At 67.0% G+C, this 15428-nt stretch carries 9 protein-coding genes; 5 read left to right on the top strand and 4 right to left on the bottom strand.

The annotated features are described in order from the left end of the window. Positions 1–24: 24 nt before the first annotated feature. Positions 25–618: an SMI1/KNR4 family protein gene (locus AC5P5R_RS01835; protein WP_043034176.1), complete on the bottom strand. Its 594-nt coding sequence runs from the start codon at positions 616–618 to the stop codon at positions 25–27. Between the two features lie 132 nt (positions 619–750). On the opposite strand from AC5P5R_RS01835, the gene AC5P5R_RS01830 reads away from it, so the two are divergent. Further along, a complete protein-coding gene (locus tag AC5P5R_RS01830; protein WP_100437970.1) occupies positions 751–1542 on the top strand; it encodes a dienelactone hydrolase family protein in 792 nt (263 codons plus the stop codon). Positions 1543–1730: 188 nt separating this feature from the next. Here the strand turns inward: AC5P5R_RS01830 and AC5P5R_RS01825 are convergent, their stop codons facing one another. Then, positions 1731–2729, bottom strand: a complete 999-nt coding sequence (locus tag AC5P5R_RS01825; protein ID WP_005408451.1) for a polyprenyl synthetase family protein — start codon at positions 2727–2729, stop codon at positions 1731–1733. A gap of 214 nt (positions 2730–2943) precedes the next feature. On the opposite strand from AC5P5R_RS01825, the gene AC5P5R_RS01820 reads away from it, so the two are divergent. Beyond that, positions 2944–4557, top strand: coding sequence for an alpha-glucosidase (locus AC5P5R_RS01820; RefSeq protein ID WP_044569629.1), 1614 nt, complete (start codon positions 2944–2946; stop codon positions 4555–4557). A gap of 177 nt (positions 4558–4734) precedes the next feature. Here the strand turns inward: AC5P5R_RS01820 and AC5P5R_RS01815 are convergent, their stop codons facing one another. After that, complete coding sequence (locus tag AC5P5R_RS01815) at positions 4735–7491, bottom strand: TonB-dependent receptor (RefSeq protein ID WP_162292021.1); 2757 nt, start codon at positions 7489–7491, stop codon at positions 4735–4737. A 216-nt stretch (positions 7492–7707) separates the two neighbouring features. Beyond that, positions 7708–9759: a glycoside hydrolase family 97 protein gene (locus AC5P5R_RS01810; protein WP_099524223.1), complete on the bottom strand. Its 2052-nt coding sequence runs from the start codon at positions 9757–9759 to the stop codon at positions 7708–7710. Between the two features lie 237 nt (positions 9760–9996). Here AC5P5R_RS01810 and AC5P5R_RS01805 point away from each other — a divergent pair, with 237 nt between their 5' ends. From AC5P5R_RS01805 to AC5P5R_RS01795, 3 genes are read left to right on the top strand one after another with little or no spacing between them, the layout of a single operon-like run. After that, positions 9997–12189, top strand: coding sequence for a glucosidase family protein (locus AC5P5R_RS01805; RefSeq protein WP_100437971.1), 2193 nt, complete (start codon positions 9997–9999; stop codon positions 12187–12189). After that, positions 12186–13673 carry an MFS transporter gene (locus AC5P5R_RS01800; RefSeq protein ID WP_012479383.1) on the top strand — a complete coding sequence of 496 codons (1488 nt, stop codon included), beginning with the start codon at positions 12186–12188 and terminating at the stop codon, positions 13671–13673. Before AC5P5R_RS01805 ends, AC5P5R_RS01800 begins: the two co-directional genes overlap by 4 nt. After that, positions 13673–15388, top strand: a complete 1716-nt coding sequence (locus tag AC5P5R_RS01795; protein WP_044569633.1) for an alpha-amylase family glycosyl hydrolase — start codon at positions 13673–13675, stop codon at positions 15386–15388. The genes AC5P5R_RS01800 and AC5P5R_RS01795 overlap by 1 nt, the downstream gene beginning before the upstream one ends. The last annotated feature ends 40 nt before the right edge of the window (positions 15389–15428 follow it).

The following is a 15428-nucleotide window of genomic DNA, read 5'->3' as shown; positions in this document are numbered from 1 at the left end:
AATTCATCCACGCATGGCGTGGATCTACTGCTCCTCGTCGATGAACGCGTAGCCGCCGTCGATCAATTGCTGCAGATACGCATCGAAGCTGGGGGCGATCACCGCATAGCTGTCCGGGTCGTGCAGGTAGCGCACCACCTGGCCGACCGTGCCGCCCGGTGCGGGGTTGAAATCCAGGTAAAGCATCGACGTGCCGCCGTTGTTCATGCAGTGCGAGAAGCACAGGCGGCGGTTCATCGGCAGATCCGCGTCGATGCCTTCACCCAGAATCTCCGGCTCGTCATCCAGCCACTCTTCGTAGATCGAACGGATGCTGTCGTCCCATTGCTGCTGGTCCTCGAAGATCTGCGCGACCGAACGCAGGTAGTACGGGTAGCCCCCGTCTTCCACGTCCGAGCCGAGCATCAGCACGCAGACCCCGCCGCCGGGGTACTCGCGGAAATGGGTGCCATCGACGCGGGACAACAGTTCCACCAGGCTGTCAGGCACCTGCGGCCATTGCATGCGCAGGCGCTGCAGGTCTTGTGCGCTGGCGCCCTGGACGTGAGCCCATTGCGGGGCATCGTCGGCAGGCAGGCGTGGGATCAGGCCAGACAGAAAGCGGTCAACAAGGTTCATGCGAAAAAGGGGACGGAGGGGATTAAGTCGTATCCAACCACACCTGCGTCACGTCGCCAATGCAGAATGCGACGCGGGAGGGGCGAATACGGCTTAATCCCCTCCGTCCCCTTTTTCTTGCGGAGCAGGCGCATGAATCGTTGGCGATGCGGTGTGGCGGTGATGCTGGGGCTGGCGGCGATGCCGGCGTGGGCGGCGATGAAGACGCAGCCGGTGGAGTGGAAACACCAGGGCACGACCTTCAGTGGCGTGCTGGTCTATGACGACGGCGACAACGACAAGCGCCCGGGCCTGGTGATGGTGCCGAACTGGAAGGGTGTGAACGAGTCGGCCATCGAGAAGGCCAAGCAGCTGGCGGGCGATGATTACGTGGTGCTGGTGGCCGATGTGTACGGCAAGGGCGTGCGGCCGAAGACCGATGCCGAGGCCGGGCCGGTGGCGACCAAGCTGCGCAACGACCGGCCGTTGCTGCGGGCACGTGCGCTGGAAGCGGTGAACGTGCTCAAGGCGCAGGCCGGCAAGGTGCCGCTCGATGCCAGCCGGATCGGTGCGGTGGGCTTCTGCTTTGGCGGCACCACGGTGCTGGAGCTGGCCCGTGCAGGTGCGCCGTTGGCCGGTGTGGTCAGCCTGCACGGCGGGCTGGGTTCACCGCTGCCGGCGCAGGCCGGTGGCAGTCACCCGTCGGTGCTGGTGCTCAACGGTGCCGACGACAGGAGCGTGACCGCCGAGGATATCGCCGGTTTCCAGAGGGAAATGAACGCGGCCAAGGTCGACTGGGAGTTCACCAATTACAGCGGGGCGGTGCACTGCTTCGCCGAGCGCGATGCCAACAGCCCGCCGGGGTGCCAGTACAACGAGCGGGCGGCCAAGCGCGCGTGGAAGGCGCTGGATGAGTTCTTCGAGGAGCGCTTCGAGAAACGTTGATCCGCGCAGCGGTAGTGCCGGCCGCTGGCCGGCAACCTCATGATGCTGCGGATGTCATCGGGAATGCCGGCCAGCGGCCGGCGCTACCGGATGCGGTCAATGCGAGCGTTTCCGTGCCGACCAACGGTCGGCACCCACCGGAATGCCGGTGGGTGGGTGCCGACCGTTGGTCGGCATACCTCAACCCATCAATGCGAACGCTGCACCGCGTAACGCGCCAGGCCACGCAGGGCCGCCACGGCATCGTTGTCGCCCAGGCCATCGAGCGCGCGCTCGGCGGCTTCGGCATATTCCTCGGCACGCGCGCGGCTGTACTCCAGGCCGCCGGTAGCACGGATCGCGGCCAGCACTTCCGGCATCGCCGAAGCGTCGCCGTCCTGCACGATGGTGCGCAGGCGCTCGCGGGTGGCGTCGTCGGAGTGGGCCATCGCGTGGATCAGCGGCAGCGTGGCCTTGCCCTCGGCGAGGTCGTCGCCCAGGTTCTTGCCCAGTTCCTCGGCATTGGCCGAGTAGTCCAGCACGTCGTCGGCGATCTGGAACGCGTAGCCCAGATGCATGCCGTAGTCGAACAGGGCCTGCTGGGTGGCTTCGTCCACGCCGCTGGCCAGCGCACCCAGGCGGGTGCCGGCGGCGAACAGAACCGCGGTCTTGCGCTCGATCACACGCAGGTAGGCGGCTTCGTCGGTATCCGGGTTGTGCACGTGCAGCAGCTGCAGCACTTCACCCTCGGCGATGCGGTTGGTGGCGTCGGCCAGGATCTGCATCACCGGCATGCGCTCCAGCTCGACCATCAGCTGGAAGCTGCGCGAGTACAGGAAGTCGCCGACCAGCACGCTGGGCGCGTTGCCCCACAGCGCGTTGGCGGTGCTGCGGCCACGGCGCAGGCTGGATTCGTCCACCACGTCATCGTGCAGCAGGGTGGAGGTATGGATGAACTCGATGATCGCCGCCAGCTGGTGGTGCTCCGGACCGGCCTGGCCGACCGCGTGGCCGGCCAGCATCACCAGCATCGGGCGCAGGCGCTTGCCGCCGGCGGAAATGATGTGGTCGGCAATCTGGTTGATCAGCACGACGTCCGAAGACAGCCGGCGCCGGATCAGGGCGTCGACGGCGGCCATGTCGGCCGCGGCAAGCGACTGGATCTGGGGCAGGCCCAGGGCGGGACGGGTGTCTTCGGTGATGGTCATGCGATCAGGCTTTCAGGCTCACCACCGATTATAGGCGCTGGCCGTGAATTCGGGCGCAAACCGGGCTGGCCGGCGTTCCCGGCCCCGCAAACGCTGCCGCCTGCGTGAATACGTATGCAGGTTGCGCCATGCCCGCGAGGCCGCCGCTAAGCTTGCCGGAACAGGATTTCGGCCCGCTTCTGGCGGGTCCCGCATGCCCGGAGGGGGGCTGTCGATGTCGCACTATCCATGGTGGCGCGGAGCCGTCATCTACCAGATCTACCCGCGCAGCTACCTCGATGCCAACGGCGATGGCGTGGGCGACCTGCCGGGCATCATCCAGCGCCTGGACCATATTGCCGCGCTGGGCGTGGACGCGATCTGGATCTCGCCGTTCTTCAAGTCGCCGATGGCCGACTTCGGCTACGACATCGCCGACTATCGCGACGTCGACCCGCTGTTCGGCAGCCTGGACGACTTCGACCGTCTACTGGCCAAGGCGCACGACCTGGGCCTGAAGGTGATGATCGACCAGGTGTTGAGCCATACCTCGATCGAGCACGCCTGGTTCCGCGAGAGCCGCCAGGACCGCAGTAATCCGAAGGCCGACTGGTACGTCTGGGCCGACCCGCGCGAGGACGGCACCCCGCCCAACAACTGGCTGTCGCTGTTCGGCGGCGGCGCCTGGCAGTGGGAACCGCGCCGTGAGCAGTACTACCTGCACAACTTCCTGGTCGACCAGCCGGACCTGAACTTCCACAACCCGGACGTGCAGCAGGCCACCCTGGACAATGTGCGGTTCTGGCTGGACCGCGGCGTGGACGGCTTCCGCCTGGATGCGATCAACTTCTGCTTCCACGACGCGCAGCTGCGCGATAACCCGCCCAAGCCGGCGGACAAGCGCGTGGGCCGCGGCTTCAGTCCGGACAACCCGTACGCCTACCAGTACCACTTCTACAACAACACCCAACCGGAGAACCTGCCATTCCTGGAGCAGCTGCGCGCGCTGCTGGATGAGTATCCGGGCGCGGTGAGCCTGGGCGAGATCTCGTCGGAAGACTCGCTGGCCACCACCGCCGAGTACACCCAGGACGGGCGCCTGCACATGGGCTACAGCTTCGAGCTGCTGGTGGACGACTACAGCGTGGCCTACATCCGCGACACAGTCTCCCGGCTGGAAGCGGCGATGACCGAAGGCTGGCCGTGCTGGGCGGTTTCGAATCACGATGTGGAACGCGCGGTCAGCCGCTGGGGCGGCTATCCGGCCGATCCGCGCCTGGCGCGGATGCTGGTGGCGATGCTGTGCTCGCTGCGCGGCTCGGTGTGCCTGTACCAGGGCGAGGAGCTGGGCCTGGCCGAGGCCGAGGTGCCGTTTGAGGCGCTGCAGGACCCGTATGGCATCACCTTCTGGCCGAATTTCAAGGGCCGCGACGGTTGCCGCACCCCGCTGCCGTGGACCGACGCTCCGCTGGCTGGCTTTACCTCCGGCACGCCCTGGCTGCCGATCCCGGCCGAGCACCGGGCGGCGGCGGTGGCCGTGCAGGAGCGCGACCCGCACTCGGTCCTGGCGGCGTTCCGCGCCTTCCTGGCCTGGCGGCGTAGCCAGCCGGCGCTCCTGCATGGCAGCATCCGGTTCATTGAAAGCGCCGAGCCAGTGCTGCTGTTCGAGCGTATGCTTGCAGATGAAACCCTCCTGCTGGCCTTCAACCTGTCGGCCGAAGCGGTGAGCCATCCGCTGCCGCCGGGCAACTGGCAGCAGGTGGCGGTGCCGGGCCCGGATGCGGGCACGGTGCAGGGCAATGAACTCCAGCTGCCGCCGCGCGCGGTGTATTGCGCCCGACGCAGCTGACCGTTTTCTCCGGTGGCGGTACTTGCGGGGACGGGGCCGAAGCGCCCCGTCCCTTTTTTGTGGGTGGGATTGCGGTGAAGGGCATCCACGCAAAAGAAAACCCGCTGCCTGCGCAGCGGGTTTCCGGTCCTGCTCCCCTTGTGTTGCCGGCCAGCGGCCGGCACTACCCGGTCGTGGTCAGAACTTGTAGTTCACGCCCAGCATGTAGGTGCGGCCCCATTCGATGTACTCCAGCGGGCGGTCCTTGCTGCCGGCGTAGGTGCGGTACGGCTCGTTGGTCAGGTTGCTGCCCTGCAGCAGCAGGGTCAGCCCCCGCAGGGCGCTGCTGTCGCTGAAGGTGTAGCTGACCTGCGCATCGGTCACGTTTTCGCCCACCACGTAGCGCAGGCTGCGATTGCCGTTGAAATTGCCGATCTCACCGATGAAGTCCGAACGTCGGCGCTGGCTCACGCGTGCCTCAAAGCCGCTGCGCTCGTAATAGGCGGTGAAGTTGTACACGCGCTTGGACAGACCCGGCAGGCTGATCGGGTCACTGCCCACGCTGGACGCGCTTTCCGGATCCAGGATGGTGATGTCGCTCTTGTTGAAGGTCGCGCTGGCCTGCACGCCGAAGCCACGCAGGCTGTCGGTCAGCATGTCCAGCGGGAACGATGCGGTCAGCTCCAGGCCCTTCAGCGTGCCGCCCTTGCCGTTCTGCGGTGCGGAGAAGGTGCCGGTGGTCAGCACCGGTGCGGTCATGCCCGGCGGCGGTACGTAGCTGCCCAGCAGCGCGGTGAAGTCGTAGTTGTCCACCGACTGGGTGTAGACGTAGCTCTTCAGGTCCTTGTAGAAGATCGCGGCGGCCACGTAAGCCTTCTCGCCGAAGTACTTCTCATAGGACAGATCCAGCGCGGTGGCACGCCATGGGTCCAGCAGCGGATTGCCGCCACTGCCGCCGGGGCGGCCGGTGCCGGTGTCCACGCCGAATTCGAGGCCGGCACGCATCTGGTCCACGCGCGGGCGTGCGACCTGCTTGGCGGCGGCAAAGCGCAGCGTCTGCTGGTGCGGGAACATGAAGGCCAGGTTCAAGCTCGGCAGCCAGTCGTTGTACTTGCGGCCTGCGGAGTACGGCTGGATGTTGCTGCCGGCCGGCTGCGAGCTGTCCCAGTAGCGCGAATCCGAGCTCTGGTCGGTGTGCTGCATCTGCACGCCGATGTTGCCGCGCACGCCGACCACGCCGATGTCGGTGTTGATGTTCAGGCGCGCCCACGCGGTGGTGATCTTTTCCTGCACCGTCCACGACTTGGGAATCAGGTAGTCCAGGTTGTCGACCGGGTTGAAGGTCATGTAGCGACCGACCGCGGCCGGCACGTTCCAGGCCGGGATGGTGCCGAGGCCGGCGAAGCTCAGGTCGACCGGGCGGTACTGCAGGTCCGAGGCGATGTTGGCATCACCCTGTGCACCGAGCAGGATGTTGCCTTCGGACTGGGTCTTCACCTTGCGGCGGTCGGCATAGTTCACGCCGATGTCGAGGTCTGGCGCCCACGAGGCAATGGCCTCGGGCAGCGCAATCGTCGCGGCCAGCTTGCCGCCCTTCAGGCGGTCTTCCACCTGCGGCACCTTGCCGTAGCCGGAACCGTAGATGGTGTTGGTCAGGAACAGCGCGTCGGGATTGGAGTAGTTCAGGCCCGGGCTGATCTGCGAGAAGCCGTTCTGACGGATCGACACGCCGACCGTGTCCAGCTGCGGCATCGGGGTCAGCTGCAGGTTGTTTTCCAGGTTCAGCTCAGCGCGCGTGGCCTTGGAGTAGTTCAGGTCGGCGACCAGCTTGACGCCGCCGAAGTTGAACTCGTTGTTCCAGCCGAACGCATCGATCTTGTCCTTGCGCTTGTTGTACATGCCGCGCACCAGCGGATACACGCCGCTGGCGGTGCCGCCGGTGAACGAGCCGTTGGCGTTGATCTGCGGGTTGCTGACCAGCAGGCCCGGGGTGTAGTTGCCGTTGTAGTTGCTGAGGTTCAGCTCGAACTGGTTGGCGGTGTCGATCTGCTCGGCTTCGGTGTGGAACGCATCGAAGGTGCTGGTCCAGCTGTTGTTCGGCCGGAACTGGATCGTGGCCATCACGCCGTCGCGCTTGTTGTTGCCGGTGCGGCGCAGCGCCTTGATGCCATCGGAGAAGTAGGTGCCGGCGCCCACGCCCGGGCGCTCGCCCTTGTCGGTGTGTTCGGTGGTCCACGGTTCGTACAGGCCGACCTGGTTCTCCTGGATCGGCATGTCGCTGTGCGCGTAGCCGATGGCAATGCCCAGGGTCTTGTCCAGGAACTGGTCGATGTAGCTGGCGCTGAAGCGGTTGCCGTACGGATCGACGTTGGCGGCGCGGCCCAGCGAACTCTTCTGGTAGCGGCCGCTGACCGCGATCACGCGCTCGCCAAAGCTGAGCGGGCGTGCAGTCTGCATGTCGATGGTGCCCGACAGGCCCTGGCCGACCAGCGCCGCGTCCGGGGTCTTGTAGACGGTCACGCCGTTGACCAGCTCGGACGGGTACTGGTCGAACTCGACACCGCGGTTGTCGCCGGTGCTGACCACTTCACGGCCATTGAGCAGGGTGGTGGCGAAGTCCGGCGACAGGCCGCGCACGCTGATCACCTGCGCACGGCCGGCCACGCGCTGGGCGGCCAGGCCGGGCAGGCGCGAGATGGATTCGGCGATGCTGACGTCGGGCAGCTTGCCGATGTCTTCGGCGGAAATCGCCTCGACCACCGAGGTGGCGTCCTGCTTGACCGCGATCGCGTTCTCGATGCCGCGGCGGATGCCGGTGACCTGCACCGTATCCAGGTTGGTGGCGGCGGTGGCGGCCGGCGTGGTGGTGCTCTGCGTGGACTGTGCCGACGCCAGCGTCGGCGCCAGCACAACGGCCAGCGCGAGACTCAGCGCACTGTGCTTGTGGTTCAACATTTTCCCCTCCCAGGCAATGTTGCAGATCGATTTGTGAGCGTTCCGGCGGTGCCGTGAACGTGCGACGCGGTGGCCGCTGTCGTCGCCGCTATGGTAGGCAGCGCATTCTTCGCGGGAATCACCCTGCATACGTATTCAATGGCGTTTGCAGGGGTGTAATCGCTTTCAGATCCTGCTTGCGGTGGTGCCGGCCAGCGGCCGGCACTACCGGGGCATTCACAGCGGCGTGAAGCGAATGGCCTGCCCACCGCCCGGTGCCAGCACCAGCGTCAGTGCATCGGCACTGGTCACCTCGCGGGTTTCGCGTGCGAACGCGAACGGGTTGCTGCGGAAATCAGCGCCTTCACCATCACGGTAGATCTCGGCGCGATAGCGCACGCCCGGCTCCAGGAAGCCCAGCGATACCGGCAGCACGCGTCCGTGTTCATCCGTGATGCTGCCGAGGAACCAGTCGCGGCTGTTGCGGTCGCGGCGCACGATCGTCACGTAGTCGCCCACCTCGCCATCGAGCACGCGGCTCTGCTCCCAGTCCACCGCCACGTCCTCGATGAAACGGAACGCCTCGCGGTGCTGCAGGTAGTGTTCGGGCAGGTCCGCGGCCATCTGGATCGGGCTGTACAGCACCACGTACAGCGCCAGCTGGCGGGCCAACGTGCTGGGGATGGCCTGGCCGTGGCGGCCCTTCAGGCTGAGGATGCCGGGGGTGTAATCCATCGGCCCGGCCAGCATGCGGGTGAACACCAGGTTGGCCTCGTGCTCCGGCGGGTTCGGCGGCTGGCCCCAGGCGTTGTACTCCATGCCGCGCGCGCCTTCGCGCGAGATCCAGTTGGGGTAGGTGCGGCGCAGGCCGGTGTCCTTGATCGGCTCATGCGGGTTCACCGACAGGTGCCGGCGCGCAGCCTCCTGCACCACCTTCAGGTGATGGCGGGCCATGAACTGCCCGTCGTGCCACTCGCGCCACAGCGGGCCCCCCGTGGGATTGCGGCGGTCGACCTGGCCATCGTCGCAGACGTAGCCGGTCTTGAACTGGTCCACGCCCAGCCGTGCGTACAGGTCCAGCGCGGCGCCCAGCTGATCCTCGTAGTGCTCGATGGCGCAGCCGGTTTCATGGTGGCCGATCAGGTGCACACCCTTTTTCAGGCCATATGCCGACAGCGCTTCAATGTCGAAATCGGGCGTGGCCCGGGTGAAATCGAAGTCGTAGCCGTTGCCCACCCACATGCCGTCCCAGCCCGGGTTCCAGCCCTCCACCAGCACGCCGCGGAAGCCATGCGCGGCGGCAAAATCGATCACCTTCTTCGTCTTGGCGGTGGTGGCCGCGTGCTTCGGCCCGGTGGCCCAGCTCTCGTTGTCTAGGTGCATCGACCACCACACGCCCACGTACTTGGCCGGCTTCACCCAGCTCACGTCGCCCAGCGCATTGGGCTCGTTGAGGTTGAGGATCAGGTCCGATTCGACCAGGCCGCCGGCGCGGTCGGCAATCTGCAGCGTGCGCCAGGGCGTGGCGAAGGGCAGGGCACGGCGCACCTTCCAGCCTTCGGCCGAGGGTGACAGCTGCGCGCGCAGGCGTTGTCCCTCGGTTCGCCGCAGCCACATGCCGGCGTAGTCCACCAGCGCGGCCTCGTGAATGGCCACATGCAGGCCATCGCGGCCGCGCAGGGTCATCGGCGTATGCACCAGCGGCACCTCGCGCAGCGGCGTGCGCTGGTACAGGTATTCGTAGTGGATCGGTTCGCCGGCGGGAATCCACCAGGCGGTGGAATCCTGCGCGATGGCGAACTCGGTCAGCTCGTCATCGATGATCGCTTCGTGCAGGTTCGGCTGCTCGGGGAACACATAGCGGAAGCCAACGCCATCGTCGTAGACGCGGAACACCACGTCCAGCCGCCGCTTGCTGCCGGTGGTTTCGGCCAGCTGTACGGTCAGCTCGTTGAAGTGGTTGCGGGTGAGCCGGCGCTCGCCCCACGGCTGCTCCCAGCGGTCATCGACGCTGCGCCGCTGCTGGCCAAGCAGGGCGAAATCGCGGTCCAGGCGACCGTCGCGCAGGGTAAAGCCGAGCTTCGAATCCTCCACCACGGGCTCGTCGAAACGCTCGACGCGATAGCGGGCGGTGCCGCCGTCCAGCACGAGACTGACCTTGAGTATCTTGCCCGGTGACTCGACGCTGGCCACCTGTGGCGTGGCCTGTGCCAGCGTGGCCCAGGCCAGCAGGGCCAGACCGAGCAGGTGCGCGATTGCCGCGCGTACAGCAGTGGGTGACATCGGCAGTTCCCCTCCCAAGGCGCCGTTGGCAGACCCGGACCATAAGCCAGTGCGGCAGGCGTGCTACCGCGTGGCGCCATGAATACGTATGCAGCTGGACGCAGCCGACAGCCCCGCGTCTACCATGGGGCCAAGGCACCTTGAGGGAGGGGCCGCGCCCGCCCGCCGGCAACGACGGTGCGGACCTACAACGCGTGCAGAGAGGGAGGGAGGCCGACGGGCGCAAGCCGGTCCGCCGCTTCGATGCTGAAGATCATTTGCCTGACCGCTGCCCTGGGGGCAGCGCTGGGATCGACCGCGCAGGCGGCCGACCTGCAATTCGACGGCCGCCATGCGCGCGCCGAAGCCGCTGCCAACGGCAGCTTCGTGCTGCATGCGCCGAAAGGTGAGGTGCGTATCGCGCCGATGCCGATGCGCAGCCAGACCGGTAGCGTGATGTTCGACGCGTTGTTCGCGCTGGCCCAGCAGGAGATGGACCAGGACCGCGTGGACGCGATTCGCGATCCCGCGTTCGACGAAGGCCGGCCGGTGCCGTGCGAGTGTTTCCAGACCGGCGCGCGCTGGCCCTATGTGTGGACCCGCGATGTCAGCTTCGCCGCCGATCTGGCGCTGGCGCGGCTGGACCCGCAACGCACGAGGCAGTCGCTGCAGTTCAAGCTGTCGGCGGCGCGCGACGGGCACACGCCCGGCCTGTTCGTGGCGCAGGACACCGGTTCCGGTGGCAGCTGGCCGATCAGCAGCGATCGCGTGGTGTGGTTCCTGGCGGCCCGTCATCTGCTGGAGGATCGCGCGTTTGCCGACCAGGTCTGGCAGGCGCTGAAGGGCACGCTGGCGCAGGACCGCGCGATGGTGTTCGACGCGCAGGTGGGCCTGTACCGTGGCGAGACCTCCTTCCTGGACTGGCGCGAGCAGACCTATCCGGACTGGACCCGCGAGGACGTGCGCTTCATCGGTGATTCCTACGCACTGTCCACCAACGTGCTGCACTACCAGGCATTGCGCCTGGCCGAACGCCTGGCCGGCCAGCACGGCGACGCCCGCGGGGCCAACTACAAGGCGTGGGCCGATGCGTTGGCGCAGCAGATCGATGCGCGCTTCTGGCGCGAGGATATCGGCCAGTACATGAGCTACATCGGCGAAGCCGCGCACCCGGTGCCGTACGCCAAGGTCGATCTGCTGGGCCTGTCGCTGGGCATCCTCGCCGGGGTGCTGCCGCCCGAGCGCGCGCGCCGTGCACTGGCTGCTTACCCGATGGGGCCAGCCGGCAGCCCCGTGGTCTGGCCGCAGGAAGCGCAGCAGCCGATCTACCACAACCGCGCGATCTGGCCGTTTGTCAGCGCCTACTCGCTGCGTGCGGCGCGGCAGCTGGACGATGCGCCGCGCATCGCCGCCGAGATCCGTTCGCTGATGCGGGGCGCCGCGCTGGCCGGTTCCAACATGGAGAACTACGAGCTGGTCAGCCAGGCCGTGCATGTCGAGGAAGGCGCGCTGAGCGGCCCGGTGGTCAACTCCGAACGCCAGCTGTGGTCGGTGGCCGGGTATCTGTCGATGGTGGTCGAAGGCGTGTTCGGCGTGCAGGACGATGGCCGCGTGCAGCCCAAGCTGCCGGCCGCGCTGGTGCCGGAACTGTTCGGCACGCAGCGCAGCATCAGCCTGGAAGTCACTGGCAAGCGCTATGTGGTGGAGCGTCCGCAGAGCGTGGGCGATGGCTTGCTGGTGGCGGGCAGGACCACCACGCGCGGCACGACCACCACGGTGCAGCTGGTGACTGCCCCGGCAGCAACAGGCTTCGCTGCCACGACTGCGGATGCCAACGCGCGTGCGCCCGCAACACCGGCGGCACCGCAGGCCCTGCGCAGGGGCACGGGTTGGAACGTTCCGGTGCAAGCCGGGCAGGTTCTGTGGAAGGACGGCAGGGCCGTCGTCGCCAGCAATGGCCAGGTGCAGATCAGCGACGATGGGCTGCAGCATTGCCTCAGCCTGACCCGACGCGAAGGCGCGTTGGAATCGCTGCACAGCCCAATGGTCTGCGTCGGTCCGCAGCAGGTGCTGAAGGGTGCGCAGCGCTGGCAGTTCACCTCGGCCAAGGCCGGGCAGGTTCGCCTGCGCCTGCAATATCGAAACCCGAACGGGCCGATCAACACCGGCGTCACGGCTGCGGTCAAGCAGCTGGTGCTGCAGTGCCCGGGCCAGCCGTTGCAGCGGCATACGGTCACGCTGCCGCACAGCGTGGCCGTGCAGGACTCGACCTCGGCAACATTCACGGTGCCAAAGGGGCAATGTACGGTCGCGCTTGAAGAGGGCTTCAACATGAGCGCGCTTGAACATTTCGCGCACTACACCGGTGGCAAGGGCGGCCGCGAGGGCGTGCTCAACCATGCCCAGGTGCAGGCGCTGACGGTGGCGCCGGTGGCGATGGAAGAGGGTGCACGATGAATCGTCCCGCCAAACCGCAGCTGTCGTTCTGGCAGATCTGGAACATGTGTTTCGGCTTCCTCGGCATCCAGTTCGGGTTCGCCCTGCAGAACGCCAACGCCAGCCGCATCTTCGAGACGCTGGGTGCGGACATCGACGCGGTACCCGGGCTGTGGATTGCCGCGCCGCTGACCGGCCTGCTGGTGCAACCGGTGATCGGTTACCTGTCCGACCGCACCTGGACCCGCTGGGGTCGTCGTCGTCCGTACTTCATGATCGGTGCGGTGTTGACCACGCTGGCGCTGCTGGTGATGCCGAACTCGCCGACGCTGTGGATCGCGGCCGGCACGCTGTGGGTGCTGGATGCTTCGATCAACGTATCGATGGAGCCGTTCCGTGCCTTTGTCGGCGACCAGCTGGCGCCACGCCAGCGTCCGGCCGGCTACGCGATGCAGAGCTTCTTCATCGGCGTGGGCGCCATCGTCGCCAGCTTCCTGCCATTCATCCTGGCCCACTTCGGCGTTGCCAACACCGCGGCCGCCGGGGAAGTGCCCGACACTGTGCGCTATGCGTTCTACTTCGGCGCGGTGGTGCTGCTCGCGGCGATCACTTGGACGGTGGTCAGCACCCGCGAATATTCACCAGCGGAGCTGGCCGGGTTCGATGATGCCGAGCCACCGGAACATCACGCGGCGGCCGCGATCAACGGCCCGGCTTCATGGACGCGGGTGACCCTGTGGCTTGGGTTGGGTGTGTTGCTGGCGCTGCTGATCACCTGGCGGCAAGGCGACAGGATGCTGTACGTGCTGGCCGGCCTGTGCGCCGGCTACGGCCTGCTGCTGGCGGCGGCGCGCGCGCTGCCGGCCACGCATATGCTGGCCGCCATCGTCGGCGACCTGCGCGCGATGCCGGTCACCATGCGCCGCCTGGCGTGGGTGCAGTTCTTCTCGTGGTTCGCGCTGTTCGCCATGTGGATCTACACCACCGCTGCGGTGGCCGGTACCCACTTCGGTTCGACCGATCCACAGTCGGCCGCCTACAACGAAGGTGCCAACTGGGTGGGCGTGCTGTTTGGCGCCTACAACGGCTTCGCTGCGCTGGCGGCGGTGCTGATTCCGCCGATGGTGCGTGCGATCGGCCTGCGCTGGAGCCACCTGGTCAACCTGTGGCTGGGCGGCGCCGGCCTGGTCTCGCTGATGTTCATCCGCGACCCGCACTGGCTGCTGCTGTCGATGGTGGGTGTGGGCTTTGCCTGGGCCTCGATCCTGTCGTTGCCGTATGCACTGCTGTCCGACAGCGTGCCGGCGTCGAAGATGGGTGTGTACATGGGCATCTTCAATTTCTTCATCGTGATCCCGCAGCTGGTGGCGGCCAGCGCGCTTGGCTTTGCCCTGCGCGCATGGCTGGGTGGCCAGCCGATGCATGTGCTGGTGCTGGGCGGCTGCAGCCTGTTCCTGGCCGGCCTGTGCGTGCTGCGGGTTCCGTCCCGTCCGGAGGTGGTGTGATGCGTGGTGTCCTGGCTGTTGCTGTTTCCCTTGCCCTGTTCGCCGGCCAGGCCGCGGCCGCGCCGCGCCCGGACTACGTCGGCACCACCGAGCCGTTCGCCAGCGATGCGGTGTACTTCGTGGTCACCGACCGCTTTGTCAACGGTGACCCGTCCAATGACCATCGTGACCAGGGTGGCGCGCACCGCACCTTCGATATCCCGGTGCCATGCCCGGACAAGGTGGACGGCAACATCGGCTATCTCGGCGGCGACTTTCGCGGCGTGCTCGACAATGCGCAGTACATCCGCAACCTGGGCTTCGGTGCGGTGTGGATCACGCCCATCGTCGACAACCCGGACGAGGCCTTTACCGGCAGCAAGCCGATCAGCTGTACCAGCACGCTGACTGATCGTGGGAAGACCGGTTACCACGGCTACTGGGGCATCAATTTCTACAAGCTCGACGAGCACCTGCCGAGCAGGGGCCTGGACTTCGCCGGGCTGACCAAGGGCCTGCACGGTGCTGGCTTGAAGGTGGTGCTGGATATCGTAGGCAACCACGGTTCGCCGGCCTGGACCATGCCGACACGGCAGCCGCAGTTCGGGCAGATCTTCGACAAGGACGGAAAACTGATCGCCGACCACCAGAACCTGCCGCCGCAGAAACTGGATCCGAAGCACAACCCGTTGCACGCGTTCTACAACAACATCGGTCCGGTCGACAGCAAGGACGGCTCGATCTTCGACGGCAACCTGGCCGAGCTGTCGGACTTCAACCAGGACAATCCGGCGGTGATGGACTACCTGGTCGGCGCCTACCTGCAATGGACCGCGCAGGGCGTGGACGCATTGCGCATCGACACCATCGGCTGGCTGCCGCACCCGTGGTGGCATGAATTCGTCAAGCGCATCCGCGCCGAGCATCCGGGCATGTTCATGTTCGGCGAAGCGTTCGACTACGATGCCGCGCGCATCGCCGAGCACACCTGGCCCGCCAACGCGAACGTGAGCGTGCTCGATTTCCCATTGCGCGGCGCGCTGGAGCAGACCTTCGGCACCGCCGGCAAGGGCTTCGAAACCCTGGCCGAGCCGCTGCACCTGAGCGGCGGACCGTACGCCAACCCGTACGAGCTGATGAGCTTCTACGACAACCACGACATGCCGCGCCTGCAGGCCAGCGACGATGGTTTCATCGATGCGCACAACTGGCTGTTCACCGCGCGCGGCATTCCGGTGGTCTACTACGGTTCGGAGACGGGCTTCATGCGTGGCCGTGCCGAGCATGCCGGCAATCGTGCGTACTTCGGCCAGCCGCGTGTGGATGCGGCGCCGAAGAGCCCGATCTTCGCGCCGCTGCAGCGTATCGCCAGGCTGCGCGAAGCCACCCCGGCGCTGCAGCGCGGCCTGCAGGTGAACGAGCGCCTGCAGGGCGATGAGGCAGTGTTCTTGCGCGTGCTGCAGCATGGCGAGGTGGCGCAGACCGCGCTGGTGCTGCTGAACAAGGGCGACCACGCCAGGACCCTCACCGTGGCGCGTTTCGTCCAGTCCGGCCGCTGGCGCGATGCGCTGGACGGCGGTTCGTTGCAGGTGAACGGTCCGCTGAAGGCCGACGTGCCCGCGCACGGCGTGAAGGTCTATGTGCTGGACGCTGCCGTGCAGCAGCCGGCGCTGCAGGCCGAGCTGGACAAGGCGATGGCCGACCAGAAGGCGCGGGACCAGCGTCTGGGGCGGTAGTGCCGGCCGCTGGCCGGCAGCCCCGGATTCCGGGTACCTG

This window comes from Stenotrophomonas sp. YJH_SMC_19, assembly GCF_059367915.1.
The sequence above is the reverse complement of the archived record's forward strand: the minus strand, read 5'-3'. Positions and strand labels throughout refer to the sequence as shown.